General features: G+C 67.6%; 15 protein-coding genes. 3 read left to right on the forward strand and 12 right to left on the reverse strand.

Annotation, left to right across the window (positions count from 1 at the left end; genetic code table 11):
• Positions 1-52: 52 nt before the first annotated feature.
• The 9 genes from ACFVXJ_RS20350 to ACFVXJ_RS20390 all read right to left on the reverse strand — a co-directional run bounded on the left by ACFVXJ_RS20350 (position 53) and on the right by ACFVXJ_RS20390 (position 7057).
• Entirely contained in the window at positions 53-196 is a 144-nt protein-coding gene (locus ACFVXJ_RS20350) for a hypothetical protein (RefSeq protein WP_389663404.1), read from the reverse strand.
• A 10-nt stretch (positions 197-206) separates the two neighbouring features.
• Entirely contained in the window at positions 207-386 is a 180-nt protein-coding gene (locus ACFVXJ_RS20355; RefSeq protein ID WP_389663406.1) for a hypothetical protein, read from the reverse strand.
• An 11-nt stretch (positions 387-397) separates the two neighbouring features.
• On the reverse strand, positions 398-883 hold the full coding sequence (locus tag ACFVXJ_RS20360) for a hypothetical protein (protein WP_389663408.1): 486 nt from the start codon (positions 881-883) through the stop codon (positions 398-400).
• Between the two features lie 230 nt (positions 884-1113).
• A complete protein-coding gene (locus ACFVXJ_RS20365; RefSeq protein ID WP_389663410.1) occupies positions 1114-3174 on the reverse strand; it encodes a hypothetical protein in 2061 nt (686 codons plus the stop codon).
• Positions 3174-4790 (reverse strand): hypothetical protein, encoded by a 1617-nt coding sequence (locus tag ACFVXJ_RS20370; protein ID WP_389663412.1) that lies wholly within the window; start codon positions 4788-4790, stop codon positions 3174-3176. Before ACFVXJ_RS20370 ends, ACFVXJ_RS20365 begins: the two co-directional genes overlap by 1 nt.
• 95 nt (positions 4791-4885) lie before the next feature.
• On the reverse strand, positions 4886-5701 hold the full coding sequence (locus ACFVXJ_RS20375) for a phosphoadenosine phosphosulfate reductase (protein ID WP_389663413.1): 816 nt from the start codon (positions 5699-5701) through the stop codon (positions 4886-4888).
• On the reverse strand, positions 5698-6567 hold the full coding sequence (locus ACFVXJ_RS20380; RefSeq protein WP_389663415.1) for a DUF2637 domain-containing protein: 870 nt from the start codon (positions 6565-6567) through the stop codon (positions 5698-5700). The genes ACFVXJ_RS20375 and ACFVXJ_RS20380 overlap by 4 nt, the downstream gene beginning before the upstream one ends.
• Entirely contained in the window at positions 6564-6800 is a 237-nt protein-coding gene (locus ACFVXJ_RS20385) for a DUF6284 family protein (protein WP_389663417.1), read from the reverse strand. The genes ACFVXJ_RS20380 and ACFVXJ_RS20385 overlap by 4 nt, the downstream gene beginning before the upstream one ends.
• An 86-nt stretch (positions 6801-6886) precedes the next feature.
• Positions 6887-7057, reverse strand: coding sequence for a hypothetical protein (locus ACFVXJ_RS20390; protein WP_389663419.1), 171 nt, complete (start codon positions 7055-7057; stop codon positions 6887-6889).
• A gap of 428 nt (positions 7058-7485) precedes the next feature.
• Between ACFVXJ_RS20390 and ACFVXJ_RS20395 the strand changes: the two genes are divergently transcribed.
• Positions 7486-8274, forward strand: coding sequence for a GntR family transcriptional regulator (locus ACFVXJ_RS20395; protein WP_389663421.1), 789 nt, complete (start codon positions 7486-7488; stop codon positions 8272-8274).
• Entirely contained in the window at positions 8271-8924 is a 654-nt protein-coding gene (locus tag ACFVXJ_RS20400; protein WP_389663423.1) for a YdcF family protein, read from the forward strand. Before ACFVXJ_RS20395 ends, ACFVXJ_RS20400 begins: the two co-directional genes overlap by 4 nt.
• Before the next feature lie 62 nt (positions 8925-8986).
• Here the strand turns inward: ACFVXJ_RS20400 and ACFVXJ_RS20405 are convergent, their stop codons facing one another.
• The 3 genes from ACFVXJ_RS20405 to ACFVXJ_RS20415 form a co-directional block, all read right to left on the reverse strand.
• Positions 8987-10396 carry a hypothetical protein gene (locus ACFVXJ_RS20405; protein WP_389663424.1) on the reverse strand — a complete coding sequence of 470 codons (1410 nt, stop codon included), beginning with the start codon at positions 10394-10396 and terminating at the stop codon, positions 8987-8989.
• A 61-nt stretch (positions 10397-10457) separates the two neighbouring features.
• Positions 10458-11426 carry a restriction endonuclease gene (locus ACFVXJ_RS20410; RefSeq protein ID WP_389663426.1) on the reverse strand — a complete coding sequence of 323 codons (969 nt, stop codon included), beginning with the start codon at positions 11424-11426 and terminating at the stop codon, positions 10458-10460.
• A 475-nt stretch (positions 11427-11901) separates the two neighbouring features.
• Positions 11902-13281 carry an NAD(P)/FAD-dependent oxidoreductase gene (locus tag ACFVXJ_RS20415; RefSeq protein ID WP_389663428.1) on the reverse strand — a complete coding sequence of 460 codons (1380 nt, stop codon included), beginning with the start codon at positions 13279-13281 and terminating at the stop codon, positions 11902-11904.
• A gap of 191 nt (positions 13282-13472) precedes the next feature.
• On the opposite strand from ACFVXJ_RS20415, the gene ACFVXJ_RS20420 reads away from it, so the two are divergent.
• Positions 13473-13964 (forward strand): GNAT family N-acetyltransferase, encoded by a 492-nt coding sequence (locus tag ACFVXJ_RS20420; protein WP_389663429.1) that lies wholly within the window; start codon positions 13473-13475, stop codon positions 13962-13964.
• The last annotated feature ends 13 nt before the right edge of the window (positions 13965-13977 follow it).

Below are 13977 nucleotides of genomic sequence, written 5' to 3' on the forward strand. Positions count from 1 at the left end.
AGCTGGAAGAGGGCGGCCCGGACTTTGCCGAGACGGGGCCGCCCTCGCCGTGTCAGTGGTCGTGTCCGTCGCAGTCGCAGTCGTCGGGCTGCTGCTGGCAGTACGGGCAGCGGGGGCAGTCGCATCCGCAGGCGTGGGAGTCTGCGGTGCAGTAGCAGATGCAGTGACCTTCGCCGCAGGCGTAGTCGTCGTGCATGAGGGACTCCTCAGTGGCGGCTGTGGTCGGTGGCGAGGTCGGTGAGGCGCTTGGCCTCGTCGGGGGTGACAGCGCGGTAGCGGACGCTGACGCGGCAGCCCAGGTGGGGGCAGCGAACGGTGTGCTTGCCGACGAGCAGGGCGACCGCGTCGGAGATCAGTTCCGACAGCGGGGCCGGGTCCTGGTTCATGGGGCGGCGTTTCAGCGCTGGTTGAGGGTGCCGGTGGCGCGGCCGAACATCCCGGAGGCGGAGATGTTCTGGGTGACGTGCTGGACCGGCGCGGTTCCCCGTCCGGCTCCGCGTGTGGTGCGGAGGAGGAGCGGGGCGAGGGTGCCGGCGGCGATGAGTGCGATGGCGGCCCAGAGGGAGTCGGTCATGGCGATCAGTCCCGGGGCGGCGTAGGAGATCCCGAACCCGGCGGCGGCGATCCCGCCGCCGACGGTCGGGGCGAGGAGCGCGGTCGTCTTCGCCCACGCGGGGATCGGCTGGGCGGCCGGCGCGGCCGGGGGCGGGGTGGGGTGGGTGTAGGCGAGGGTGCGGTAGCCGTTGGGGAGGGTGACCATCTCGACCCCCGGCGGGAGTTCCGCAAGCGACATCGCGGGCTGCTGGATCGTGGTGGGGTGGTAGATGGGGTCGCCGTAGCGGGCGGGCGGGGTGGTGCTCGCGGTCGTGGGCTCATAGGGCATTGCAGGCTCCTGGACGCGGTGCGGGCGGCCCCGTTGGTGGTGGGGCCGCTGGCGTGGGTGGTCGCTCTGCGTGTGTGCGGCTACTGCCTACTGCCTACTGCCTACTGCCAACCCGGTACTTCCTACTGCCAAAACGGCTGGTGAGGCCGCCTGGTGGGCAGTAGGAGGCCCGTATCGGGGGTTACTGCCAATTTGGCGGTAGGCAGTAGGCGGTAGCGGTGGGTGGCCGTTCAGGCGTGATCGGGGTGGACGTAGACGGAGTGCGGGCCCCGGTCGCGGTAGTGGAGTTCGCCGCGTTCGGCGGCGGCTTTGAGGGTCTTGCGGACGGCTTCGCGGCTGCGGCCGACGAGGTCGGCGACGGCGGCGGGCTTCATGCCATCGGCGCCGGCCGCGCGGATCGCGGTGATCGCGTCCGGGAGCCAGGAGGGCCCGGCTTCCTTGTCGTCGCGGAGCGCGGACAGGTTCAGCCCCGAGGGCTCGGCCTTCGGCTCCTGGAGAGTGTCGGGGGTCTGGGGCTGGGGGGTGGTGGTGAATTCGATGCCGATGAGCCGCTCGAATTCCGCGTCGACCGCGTCCACCGCCGGGGCGGCCGGGGTGGGGTCGGTGCGGAGCGCGGAGAGGTTCAGGCTCCCACCGCCCGCCGTCGGGGGCTCGACGGGCGGGGTGGTGTGGTCTTCGGAGATCCAGGCGGTGCGGTTCTGGTCCCAGCGGCGGGCGTAGTCGGGGCCCGCGGCTTTCGCGGAGACCGGGTCGAGGCGGGGGTGGCGGTCGGAGGTGGCGATGACGATGTCGCGGATCTGGGCGGGCTTGATCCGCCAGGACTTGAACAACCCGATCCCGGATTCGGGGGTGCCGAGGAACCCGGCGCCCTTGTAGGGGGCCTGGTCGACCTTGAGTCCCCGGGAGCCGGGGAACAGCTTGGACAGGTCCATACCCTCGGTCTCTCCGCCGGTCAGGGCGGCGCGGACCTTGGCCTCGCGGCGGATCATCAGGTCCCCGAGGACGGCGCCAGTCGCGCCCAGCGCGGTCAGCACGGTCCGCAGGGCCATGGCGCGGGCGATGCGGATGACTTCCAGGATCTTCCGGGCGAGGACCCGGTGCTGCTTGTCCGTGGAGGCGAGGATCTCGGCGCCCTCATCGATGACGATCTCGATCTGCGGAATCTCGTGACTGACTGGAAGGAGGTCGGTGTTCGCCTTGGACATGAGGTCCTGGTAGGCCATCTTGCGGTGCTTGGCCACTCGGATCGCGGTGTCCAGCATGAGGAGGGCTTCCTCGTGGGTGGAGGCGAGCCAGTCGATGCCCGGTCGGGCGCCGCCGGTGTTCTCGGTGCGGACCCAGGGCAGGCCGGCGGAACCGGCGTTGAGGTCGATGACCCAGGTGATGACGTCGGTGCAGCGTGCGAACCCGGCGAGGATCGTGTGGACCATGTTGGTCTTGCCCGATCCGGTGGGGCCGACGACGAGGGCGCACTGCTCGCGCAGGAACACCGGAACCTCGTCGGCATTGGTACGGATTCCCCAGGGGATGCCGGTCAGGACCGACAGCGGCCCGTAGTTGGCGGGGTAGGGCATCTCCTGTTCCAGGACGTTGACGGTGGTCACGTCGATGAGGACGCGGCCCTGGTGGATGCCGCGGGAGGCGGTGGCGGTGCAGCCGTGCGGCAGCCGGGCGTCGGCGGACAGACGCGCGGACTCGGTGGCGATCTTGGCGTAGGTGATGCCGCCGGGCGGGAGTTCGGCGTCGATGGTGAACCCGGCGCCGGTCGGCCACATCTCGACCGCCAGAACGCGAACGGTGATGTGGCAGACCCGCTCGATGCGGTCGACCCACTCGGCGGCGATCTCCCGCCGCTCCGCCGACAGTTCCCGGGCCACCTGCCGTTCGGCCGCCGCGAGCGCTTCCAGTTCGCGGGCCTCCTCGTAGAAGCCGACGGAGCGGGCGGCGGCGCCCATGCCGACCCCGATCACCGCGAGAGAACCCAGGGCGGTCCAGGTCAGGGGGTTGGTGGCGAGCGCCCAGGTGGTCCAGCCGGACCCGAGGAGCCAGGAAGCGGCCCGGGCGCCGATGGTGCGGCCGGCCAGCTTCTGGCGCAGGCCGGTGGCGGTGTGGCCGATCGCGCCGACCGTGCCGACCGCGAGCGCCCAGGTGGGCGGCATGTGGGCGAGGGTCCCGACAGTGGCGACGGCGAAAGCGCCGGTCGTCGCGGACAGGGCCCCGGTCACCGGTCCGTGTCCGGCGGCCCAGTCCAAGGCCAAGCCCTGGTGCTTGATGGCGGAAGTGGTGGTCATCAGACGTTCCAGCCCTTCTCGGCGTCGGGGCCGTTGCGGGGGTCCTCGTGGCGGGCGATGTCGGCCTCGTGGGCCTGGCGGAACACCGCGCCCAGGTCCTCGGCGACGGCGGTGGCGGAGTTCAGGGCGCCGTAGATGTCGTTGAAGCCGCCCGCGACTTCCTTCTCCAGCGGGAACTCCGAGTCGGAGCGCTCCGCGAGGATCTGCATGATGTTCGCGATCGAGCCGAGGGCCTGGGGCAGGCCCTCGATCATCGCGAGGATCTCCATCGCGCTTTCCGGCTCGTAGGACTGGGCGGCCTGTTCCATCTCGGCGGCCAACTCTTCGAACCTGAACCCGGACGTGGTGCTGTCCATCTCGTGTGCTCCTTCGCTGACGGGAGGTGCGGGTACCTGTCCTTCGGGCCGCTCGACCCGGTCGGTGATCTGCTGCTCGTCGTCTTGCTCCAGCTCGGCCGCCGCTTCCTGCTCGGCGTCCTTCTCGTCCTGGTCGAGCCGGGCGCGGATTTCCTCGTCGCGGGTCTCGCGCTCGGCTGCGGCGCGGCCGGCGAGAAGTCGGTAGAGGCGCCGTCCGGGGTGCATCAGCCACGTCCAGCCGAGCTTTCGCCCGAGCGGCGTGGTGAGCATGCCGACCACTCCGGCCAGCAGCCCGCACAGCGCGGCCATGGCCCGCCGCCCGTGGAAGCGGGCGGCGGAACGGAGCAGGGCTTTGCGGGCCGCCTTCTGGGCGGGTGCCTTGAGCTGGGCGACCCTCGCCCGGAGTGCTGCCGACCGGACACCCTGGCGGCCGGCGGCCACGGCCCGGCCGCTACTGCGATCCCGCGCCGACCGGGCGGCACTCACGGCCTTGTCCCGAACGGCACCGGCCTTTCCCATGCCCTTCGCCAGGGTCCGCGCCGCTACCCCCCGCGGCTTGCCGCCGGTGGTGTTGGCGCGCTCGGCGGCCTTCGCGGCACGGCGGGCGTCGGCGACCTGCCGGCGGGCCTGAACCGTCGCCGCGCGCGAAGCCGCCCGAGTCGGAGACTGCGTACGGGCCTGAGACCGCAGCGCCTGCACCTGACCGGCCCGGCCCCCGGCCAGACCCTCAGCCACACGGGCGGCCCGCTGACGAGCCGAGGACACCCCGGACTTGCCCGCAGTTGAAGCGGACCGGCCACCAGAGGGGGCGCCCGCACGATGCCCGACCTGCCGACCGGCAGCGGCCTTTCGGGCGCTGGCGCCCCCACCACCGGCACGTGGTGCGGTGCGGGGCTGGGACGGCACACGGCCCAAGAGGCCACGGCCACCCTTTCCGCCCGGCGACCGGCCGGCGCCCTGGGACGGCATCGCAGCGGTCTTCTTCGCGACGGTCTTGGAGCGGCGCCGCACGGCGGCGGTGCCCAGGACCGCGGCGCCGGTCATCGCGACCGCCGCCGCGATCGGCCCACCCACCAGGGCAGAGGCGGCGAGCAGGCCCGCCGTGGTGTTCGCCCCGGACAGGGACAACGGCACCACCGGAAAACCGCCCGGTGTGTGGTCAACGTCCTTGGCCGACGCGGGCTTGTCGGCCTCCCGCGGGGTCGGGGCGGAGGTGGATTCTTCGGGGGGAGCCTGCGGTTCGGTAATGGTCTCGGTCATGCTGAACGTGCTCCTTCACGGGAGAAGAGAGCCCGGCCGCCTACCTCTCACAGCGTCGGCCGGGCTCTCGCGGGCGGTTCAGTGGTGGGGCTGCCTCAGGTCATGCACCAGCCGGAGTCGCATCCGGGGTCGGTGTCGTCGAAGGGGAGGGTGTCGACACCGGGATGGATCGCGGCCCGCAGGGGCCGGCCGAAGCGGGTCAGGTAGACGTGGTCCTTGCCGAGCGCGTCGCGGCGCTCGTTGAGGAGCTCTTCGAGCCGGCAGGCCTTCTCGAAGAGTTCGGGCTGCTCACGGCGCATGTCGTGCCAGGCCTCGGGCCGGTGGAAGGGGCAAAACCAGCACGACGATTTCGGGGGCACGGGCAGCCCGGCGGAGCGGATGATGCGGGCGCAGTCGATTCGGCGGATCCCGCGTTCCAGCAGGGGGTACTCGATCTGCTCGTAGGGCTCACAGCGGCGCTTGTTGGCCCGGCCGATCTCGTCCAGGCTGATGCCGATCCCGACCGTCGCCGGCCGGTCCTTGGTGGCGCCGCGGCGTTTCAGTTCCCGGCCGATGACCTTGATCTTGTAGTCGGCCGTGCAGGAGCGGGTGCCGGGGGCCCCGTTGCTCATCCGCACCGGGATCTTCAACGACCGGGAGCCCTCACGGGTCAGCTCCCCGTACAAGGTGCGCCTCTCGCCGGAGCGGACCATGACCCGGTCCAGCAGGACCAGCTCCAGGTCGTGTTCTTCGGCGTAGGGGCGGGCGTGAGCGTCGAGGTACGCCATGGTGGCTGGGTTCTCGGAGTCGTCTCCGACGTTGGCCATCAGGAACGTGCGGTAGTCCAGCTCGCCGGTCGCGGCGAGGACGAGAGCGGCCATGGACTGCCAGCCGCCCCCGAAACTGAACGCCTTAAGGGGCTCGGGACTCATGCCGCCGCCCCTGTGGTGGCTAGACGCTGCTCGCCTTCGCGGGCGGCGAGGATCTGCTTGCGGCCCCAGGACTCGCTCATGCCGAACGCCTCGCCCAGCGCACGTGCGGACAGGGGGCGTGCGGCCTGTACGGACTCGACGTACGCACGGCGGGCGTCCTGCCGCATCCGCTCCAGCTCCGCCTCCTCGAACACGTCCTCCGATACTCCGACCGGGTTGGTGGGTGCGGGGTGTGCGGGCAGGGCGTGCGGGGTGCGCGGATCGTCCGCCCGCACACCATCCGCATAGGCCGTGAGCTGCGGCATCACCTCCCGCACCAGCGAATGGGCCGCTTCCTGGGCCGGGACCGGCTCCCGGTCGATCTCGACCGTGTCGGGGGTGTGCGGGTGCTGTGCGGGCACAGCCGCACAGTCCCCGTACGGTGCGAGCTCGGGCGGTGCGGGGCGGGGGTGGAGGACCTTGGCGACGAGGTCGGACCCGAAGTAGATGGACCCGACCGGCAGGCTCGTGGCGAGCAGGACGAGGGCGTAGTTCGCCGGATCCCACTCGGCCAGCCGCATCCAGTCGACCGTGTGGTCGTGGAGTGCAGGCACCAGGCCGTGCACGTAGTTCAGAACCAGCGAGGCGACGGTGTAGGCGGCGAGGACGTTGAGGGCGAACTTGCGGGCCCTGCCGGTCAGGACCAGGGCCGCGACCAAAGCCAGGGCCATCAGACCGTCCACGACGAACGGGTAGAGCGTCGCCGCGGTCTCGTCCGCGCCGATGGCGCGGGCCACATCCCGCAGCGCGTTCCACGAGACGCGGAAGGCCATGCCGACCACGGCCACCAGGGCCAGAACCAGGAGCACCCTGGGGTCGCGCTTCATGAGGCGTCCCCGATCGGGCGGGCGTCCAACACTCGGTTGCGGGCCCGGCGGATCCGGCGGGCGTCAAACTCCGACGGCGTCCGGTCGAGCTGGGCGATCAGCGCGTCCAGTAGCTCAACCTCGGCCAGGACCACGGGCATCTCGGTCTCGATCGCGTCCAGCTCCGCATCCGACGGCTCCAGACCGTCCGACCACGGGGTAACAACGTCGTGAAGTGCAGCGATGGACTTCATATGTCTTGCTCCTTCTGAGGAGGAACGGGACTCAGCAGCCCCCGGCGCGGGAACGCCGGGGGCTGCACTGCGTTGAGCGGGGTGGTTCAGGCCGGGCGCGGGTAGTGGCTGACGCTCGGCGCGGTGTGCGCCGGGTCGTCTTCGCAGTCCGCGGCCCAGCTCTGGTGGGTCCAGCAGGTCTTGCGGTCGTCGCCGTGCATACCGGCGTCCTCCAGCTCGTTGTCACGCTGGATCGCCGGGGCGAGCTTCTTGTTCATCTCGAACCCCTTCCGGGGCCGGGCACTCCGGCTCCCCTCAACCCCGCCCGTACGACGCCAAAGAGGCGGACGGGCGGAGGAGGCAACCGGCCGCAGCAGCACTGCGGGGGCTGGTCTCGTGCAAGTTGGTCTCGTTTCCGGGAGCGCGCTCCCGTTGGTAGGCAGAGACCCGCCGTCCGGCTGCAAAGGGTTGCCGGCGCCCTCCCCCCGTCCGTTGCGGGGCTCCTGGTCACGCATTCGCCTGAGGGCCGTGTAAGGCAGTCCAGGCGGGTGCTTAGTGGACTAGCACCGAGAGCAGCCCAAAGAAGGCCCTCTCCGGTCCACTGTCCTAGGACTGCGGACTTCTGTGGATGACTATGGACTCGCAGTCCCAGGACTGTCAACAGTCCTGGGACTGTGTTTCACTGGCTGCGTCGAAAGGAGTTCCCGTGGCACCGAAGTGGCGAGAGCTGGCGGACAAGCTGGCCGAGCGCATCCGAAGCGGCGACTACGCCCCTGGCCAGCAGCTTCCGCACATCCGGGACCTGGTGGACGCGGGCGAGGGCTCCAAGTCCACGGTTCACGCGGCGTACAAGGCGCTCGAAGCCGAGGGCCTGGTTACGTCCTCGCGTGGGCATGGCACGGTCGTGCGGGAGCGGGCGCCGCTGAAACGGCTCGGCATTGCTCGGTACGACAAGGCGAAGTGGCGAGACGGGGACGAGGTCGCGTTCATTGCCGACCGTGTCGCATCCGGCCGTGCGTACAAGCGGGGTGAACAAACGCAGAGCGTCAGCCGGGTGCCGGCGCCTCCGCTGGTGGCCGCGGCGCACGGACTTCCTGAGGGTGCCGAGGTGTACGCGCGAGCACGGCTCGTGAAGGAAGGCGACCAGCCGACGCACACGCTGACCAGCTACTACCGGCCTGAACACGTCGAGGGCACGCGCATCGTTGACTCAACCCCGGGGCCCGCTGGCCGCGGCGGCGGATTCCGCGTCCTATACGACGCGGGCTACGAGATCGACCACATGCGAGAGGAACTGTTCGCGAGGGTCGCGACACCGGAAGAGGCGGCATTGCTCCAACTCTCGCCCGGGGAATGGGTCGTTGAACTCCACCGGACGACGTACACAGCGGACGGCACCGTTGTTGAATTCGCCGTCGGCCTCCACGCGGCCACCCGGTTTGCGTGGGCCTACGACTTCCAGGTTCCCGACTCGGCGCGGGAGGCAACATCATGATCTCTGCACAGAACTGGGCCGACGCTGAACAGCTCTGGGATTTCCAACAGATGCACCACGAGGTGCGGCCTTGTTCTGTAGCCATCGGGCTCGGAAGCCATGACCTAGGGGTCGCCGAGGTTGCGGTCGACCTCTACAACCGCGGCATGGCGCCCCTGATCGTCTTCACGGGAGCCACAAGCCGAACGACTCGCGAGCGGATGCCTCGCGGTGAGGCGGAGCACTATCGCGAACGGGCCCTTGAACTGGGCGTCCCCGACTCCGCCATCCTCGTGGAGCCGCAAGCGCGGAACACAGGCGAGAACATCCGCTTCTCCCGGTCGCTACTTGCCGCACAGGGCATTCCCGTCGAGTCGGTGTTGCTGGTCAGCAAGCCCTACGAAGAACGGCGGGCCTATGCGACGGCCCGCAAGCTGTGGCCTGAGGTGGAGATCGTCAGCGCATCCGCGCCGATGACGCTCGGTGAGTACGCGGATTCGATTCAAGATGCTGGTCTAGTGCTTGACATGCTCGTGGGCGCCCAGCAGCGTCTATTTGTCTATCCGAAGCGAGAATTTATAGTCAGCATGGACGTTCCGGCGAACGTAATCGAGGCATACCACCGTCTTCGCTTGGCGGGTTTCACGAATCGTGCAATCTCTAGCTGCTAACCAACGCTACGGAATCCCTTAGCGGCGACAGGGAGTCGGATCCATCCGAGAAGACAAGTCCGCTACAGCGCCTCGCAAATGTCACGCATCGGATGCAAGGAACTGATGTGCAGGGTGTGCATGCGCTCCGTTATTGCGATGAAACACCGCACATATGTCTCTTTGGCAGTATCCAGATCGACCTCGGGAGGCACCACTCCCGAGTGCACTACAACGTTCCGAGCCTTGTAAAGAGCATGCACCGAATCGGAGTACGATCGCACGCCCCTAGTTCCTTTAAGCAGTAGTCCGACACGTTCGCGTAGTCGATCTGCAATCTTACCTTTACTGACACCATCGGTTAACATCATTTCAAATGCGGTGGCCAAGCTGATCACTGAGGACCAGCCTTCCTCGGATGCATGAAATGACCTGCGGAAATATGATTGTGAATCGTTCAATTTCTTGAAGGCGTGATACTGGGCCGTATCCCTACCCGGGCGCCGCAAAACGACGTGGCGCATGTGACCCTCGTAGACCGCATCCACCGCAGCTCTAACCCTGGCTGCTTCTCTATTGTATCTCTGCCAGTAGCGAGGATCTATTTCGACATTCAGTTCGCTCATGTCTGACAAGGCAGCTTTCCTGCGATTAATGGGCACGCAGTCGCCTTTTAGGGTTCTTTTCGAATCGGGAACTTCGAAAAGGTTGATATAGTGGTGAATGTCGCGGGTTTCTCGGTTGTTCAGCCTTGACGAGCTGGTCCACGCAAATTGGCTGTGATTTCGATTAGGTTGCAACATTGCAAGCATGCATACCAGTGTCACCCCAGCTTGCAGCCTGCCTAGGGCGAAGAATTCAGTATCATAGTACGAGCCGGGAGCGATCCTTGCGCGCATAATCATGACCGGGTTGCGCTCAAGCCATGCGAGGTCGCGGCTCTTTCGCCAATGCTCCAGAAGGTCGGCGGGAATCTGCTTTCCTATACCCAAACTGCGTCGCGCGTTGTCGATTCGCTCGAGAGTCCTGCACCACTCGTTGGTTTGAGTGAAGATAACGAGATCTGCTTCTGGTGGGGCGAAGGACCACCGGCGCTCCCGGTGGAGCCGCATGAGCCCCCCGCCCAGAACGCCAAACGAATGCACCGGGAAAATGATTATCCCTGGTCTCGCAACCCGGTTATCTCTAATTATCTCAAGGCATCTAAGGAGCGGGTCTTCTGATCGCTCTTCAGTCAGGACGTGATATAGAATGTCGTCAAGCGCGCTAGGTCCGACAAAGAACCGCCGAGACCACAGCTCTCTACCCAACTCCCAACGCACAACGGACAGGTGGTGGACCAAGCCCTTAAGCGTCGAGTCCCCCTCCATGTGTTCAACGGCTAGGTCATCGATACTGCCGTAGCGAGAAAGTATTTCTGCGTTAGAGACGAGATACTCGACTGATTGTGAGGTGCCCTTTCGTCTCTTTAGGTCGCTGTTCAACTTTCGCACGCTGGGGAGTCTTTGTGACATTGGCCGTCCGGGGTGAATTCGAGACATGTAATGTGTTCGACTAAGTGAAGTCGATTCCGAAAATGGTCAGCGGCCGTCGCTCAATTGCCGCGAGTCGTACCTTCTCTCGCAGCCAACTTGCCGTGTTCCCTGCCTGTTCCAAGAGGTAAACGAGCTCCCGCAACTCGCCAAGTACCACCACTCTATTTGTTAGCGCGCGGGTACACTCTTCAACGGCTGCCGACGTGTAGCCTGACGCAGAAATGAACAGTCCTCGAACCTCGGCTCGGCTGAATACACGGACGAGTTGGCGGCAGACGGGGTCAACCCCAATTGGCTTGTTCCAAAACTTCATCTCGACGATATATTGAATGGCGTCCAGCTCGATGACGCCATCGATTTGTTCGACGCTCTGCCCGTCGTCGTTGCGCATCGCGAAAGGTTCTCGAATTAGAATTCCTTCAAATGCGAAAATTGCATTCAATGCTGTTTCGAGCGCGGTGCCTCTGGCGTGTGGATCTGTCATAGAAAATACGGACGCCAGTTGATCGCGTAGTGTGTTGAGTTCCAGCCTGCGCGCGGCCGCCTTGGCCTGCTCTGCCCGCTTCTCGGCTATACGTCCGCTACGTTCTTCGTCGCGCTCCATCCTCATTCGAGTGAACGAATCCTTCACGTTCACGACGTTTCGAACGTCAGCGATTAGGCCTTTCGCCTTTAGTTGATCTTCTTGCCAAAGTGTCGAGAACTCCTGGAAATCGGTTACGCGACGGAGCAACTCGCGTCGGACCCCGAGTGCTCTATCCCCTTGCTCGTTCAGGTGGCCCAGGACCGCCCTTGCGATCTTGAATTTGCCTACCGAGGCCCGGTCGTCCGCCAACTGGCGTCGGTAAGGGGCGAGCAGATCCTCGCTGACCCCGGCACTGCGAAGGAAGGTGAGCACACCCTCTTTGCTCCGGCTCAGCCGCGGGACGGTCTCAATCAGAAGTTCGAGCAGCTCGGGGGGCCAGTGGTAGGCGTCATCGTGCAGCATTGATCAAGCCCCGCCTTCTTTGCGCGTGGTGCCGTGTCGATCAATTGTGGTGGTGTTCGGGTTCTGAGTCTCGGTTTTCGCCTGACTCGTGGGGGCTTCGATGGTGCGAGGCGGTTGACCGGTGCCCGTGCCCGCCTCCGCTCGTGCCCCACTGGTGAAGCTGCCAAGTGCCCGACTCCGTCAGCTCGGTCGCCCTCCAGTCTCACTTGTGGGCTCAGTGCTTGCTCATCCCGGACTCGTGCGAGAGAGTCCGTACTTGTCCACGAGGCTCGCTGATCTGCAGGTCAGGGAGCGTGCAAGACGCTCACGGACGTGTGCGGAACAAGATCGGACAACTTGTAATGCGTAGGTCGTCGGTTCGAATCCGACAGGGGGCTCCGTCCCAGGTCGGGTGTTTGCCGACCGCAGGGATTCGTACGGAAGGGGAATGCCCCGGACCCTCAGGGTCCGGGGCATTCCGCGTGTACGGAGGCGGTCAGTGGCGGCCCGAGACGCGGTCGGCGAGGCGGGCCAGGGGGGCGGTGGTGGGGGTGTGGGTGGCGGTTTCGCGGCGGTCGGCCTCGCGGTAGGCGGCGTAGAGGGCCTGGACGCCGAGCCAGCGGAAGGGCTCCGGCTCCCAGCGGCGGACCCGGTGGTTGACCCAGGGGAGGGCGGTGAGATCCGTGGACTCGCCCAGGACCAGGTCGCGCAGGGTGCGTCCGGCGAGGTTGGCGGTGGCCACGCCCGAGCCTACGTAGCCGCCGGCCCAGCCGAGGCCGGTGGTGCGGTCGAGGGCGACGGTGGCGCACCAGTCGCGGGGGACACCGAGCACGCCCGACCACGCGTGGGTGATCTCCACTCCGGTGAGGACCGGGAAGAAGGAGGTCAGCAGGGCGGTGAGGGAGGCGATGGTGCGTTCCTGGGTGCTGCCGTCGTTGTCGGTCCGCGAGCCGTAGCGGTAGGGGACGCCGCGGCCGCCGATCGCGATGCGGTCGTCGGCGGTGCGCTGGGCGTACATGTAGGCGTGGGCCATGTCGCCGAGCACCTCGCGGCCGGACCAGGCGAGGGAGTCCCACACCTCGGGCGGGAGCGGCGCCGTCGCGATCATCGAGGAGTTCATGGGGAGCCAGGAGCGCTTGTGGCCCTTGAGGGCGGCGGTGAAGCCCTCGGTGCAGCGCAGGACGTACGGGGCGCGGACGGTGCCGTACGGGGTGCCGGCGCGGCCGGGGGCGATCTCGGTGACGGGGGTCGATTCGTGGATGACCACGCCGAGCCGTTCACAGGCCGTCGCCAGGCCGGTGACCAGCTTCAGCGGGTGGATGCGGGCGCCGTGCGGGGACCAGCCGGCGCCGACGGCGTCGGCGACGTCGACGCGGGCACGGGTGTCGACGGCGTCGTGGAGGACGCGGTCGGTCTCGCCGAAGGAGAGCTCGGCCTGGTGGAAGGCCTTCAGGCGGGTGAGTTGGGCGGGGGTGCGGGCGACTTCGAGGACGCCGCCGCGGTGGATGTCGGCGCGGATGTCCTCCTTGGCGGCGATGTCGATGACCTCGGTGACGGTCTCGTTCATGGCGCGTTGGAGGCGGAGCGCGGCCTGGTGGCCGTGGAGCGCGGCGTAGCGGTCGCGTCCGGCGATGCCGTTGTAGAGCCAGCCGCCGTTGCGGCCGGAGGCTCCGTAGCCGCAGAACTTCTGCTCCAGGACGGTGACGCGGAGGTCGGGTGCGGATGCCTTGAGGTAGTAGGCGGTCCACAGGCCGGTGTAGCCGCCGCCGACGATGACGACGTCTGCCGTGGTGTCGGTGGTGAGGGGGGCGCGGGGCGGTGCGGTGGCGGTGTGATCCGTCGCGTACCAGAAGGAAATGCCGCCGTTGATCGTCATGGGGGAGTTGCTACACCCGGTTTCCGAGGGGTGTCCAGGGACGGGGTGTCGCGTTTCGGGGGCGGATCGGGGGCCGGTTGGCTGATGCGGGCGGGGTGGCCGGGCGGGGCGATCGGGTGTGTCGGTCTGGCGGGTGGGATGCGGGGGTGGCCGGGCGGGGCGGTCGGGCGGGGCGGTCGTAGGGTGCGGGCATGATTCGTAGCGCTGAGGTGGCGGACGTCGCCGTCATCCATTCCATGATCCGAGAGCTGGCGGAGTACGAGAAGGTTCCGCAGGAGGCGCGGGCCACCGAGGAGCAGTTGCGGGAGGCGCTGTTCGGGGAGCGGCCGGCGGCGTTCGCGCACGTCGCGGAGACGGAGGAGGGGGAGCCGGTCGGGTTCTCGCTGTGGTTCCTCAGTTTCTCGACGTGGCGCGGGGTGCACGGGATCTACCTGGAGGACCTGTACGTGCGTCCGGGCGCGCGCGGCGGCGGGTACGGGAAGGCGCTGTTGGCGGAGCTGGCGCGGATCTGCCGGGAGCGGGGGTACGAGCGGCTGGAGTGGTCGGTGCTCAAGTGGAACGAGCCGACGATCGCGTTCTACGAGGCGTTGGGCGCGCGGCCGCAGGACGAATGGACGGTGTACCGGCTGACGGACGAGGCGCTGGGCCGGCTGGCCGGGCGGTCCTTCGACGACGGGGTCTAGGCGGGGCGTTGTC

Origin of the sequence: Streptomyces sp. NPDC058279, assembly GCF_042881255.1 — a bacterium.
Classification (GTDB): Bacteria; Actinomycetota; Actinomycetes; order Streptomycetales; family Streptomycetaceae; genus Streptomyces.

Coding starts and splice junctions, on each gene's coding strand:
- ACFVXJ_RS20350 (WP_389663404.1), bottom strand. CDS start 196: ATGCACGACGACTACGCCTGCGGCGAAGGTCACTGCATCTGCTACTGC.
- ACFVXJ_RS20355 (WP_389663406.1), bottom strand. CDS start 386: ATGAACCAGGACCCGGCCCCGCTGTCGGAACTGATCTCCGACGCGGTC.
- ACFVXJ_RS20360 (WP_389663408.1), bottom strand. CDS start 883: ATGCCCTATGAGCCCACGACCGCGAGCACCACCCCGCCCGCCCGCTAC.
- ACFVXJ_RS20365 (WP_389663410.1), bottom strand. CDS start 3,174: ATGACCACCACTTCCGCCATCAAGCACCAGGGCTTGGCCTTGGACTGG.
- ACFVXJ_RS20370 (WP_389663412.1), bottom strand. CDS start 4,790: ATGACCGAGACCATTACCGAACCGCAGGCTCCCCCCGAAGAATCCACC.
- ACFVXJ_RS20375 (WP_389663413.1), bottom strand. CDS start 5,701: ATGAGTCCCGAGCCCCTTAAGGCGTTCAGTTTCGGGGGCGGCTGGCAG.
- ACFVXJ_RS20380 (WP_389663415.1), bottom strand. CDS start 6,567: ATGAAGCGCGACCCCAGGGTGCTCCTGGTTCTGGCCCTGGTGGCCGTG.
- ACFVXJ_RS20385 (WP_389663417.1), bottom strand. CDS start 6,800: ATGAAGTCCATCGCTGCACTTCACGACGTTGTTACCCCGTGGTCGGAC.
- ACFVXJ_RS20390 (WP_389663419.1), bottom strand. CDS start 7,057: ATGAACAAGAAGCTCGCCCCGGCGATCCAGCGTGACAACGAGCTGGAG.
- ACFVXJ_RS20400 (WP_389663423.1), top strand. CDS start 8,271: ATGATCTCTGCACAGAACTGGGCCGACGCTGAACAGCTCTGGGATTTC.
- ACFVXJ_RS20410 (WP_389663426.1), bottom strand. CDS start 11,426: ATGCTGCACGATGACGCCTACCACTGGCCCCCCGAGCTGCTCGAACTT.
- ACFVXJ_RS20415 (WP_389663428.1), bottom strand. CDS start 13,281: ATGACGATCAACGGCGGCATTTCCTTCTGGTACGCGACGGATCACACC.
- ACFVXJ_RS20420 (WP_389663429.1), top strand. CDS start 13,473: ATGATTCGTAGCGCTGAGGTGGCGGACGTCGCCGTCATCCATTCCATG.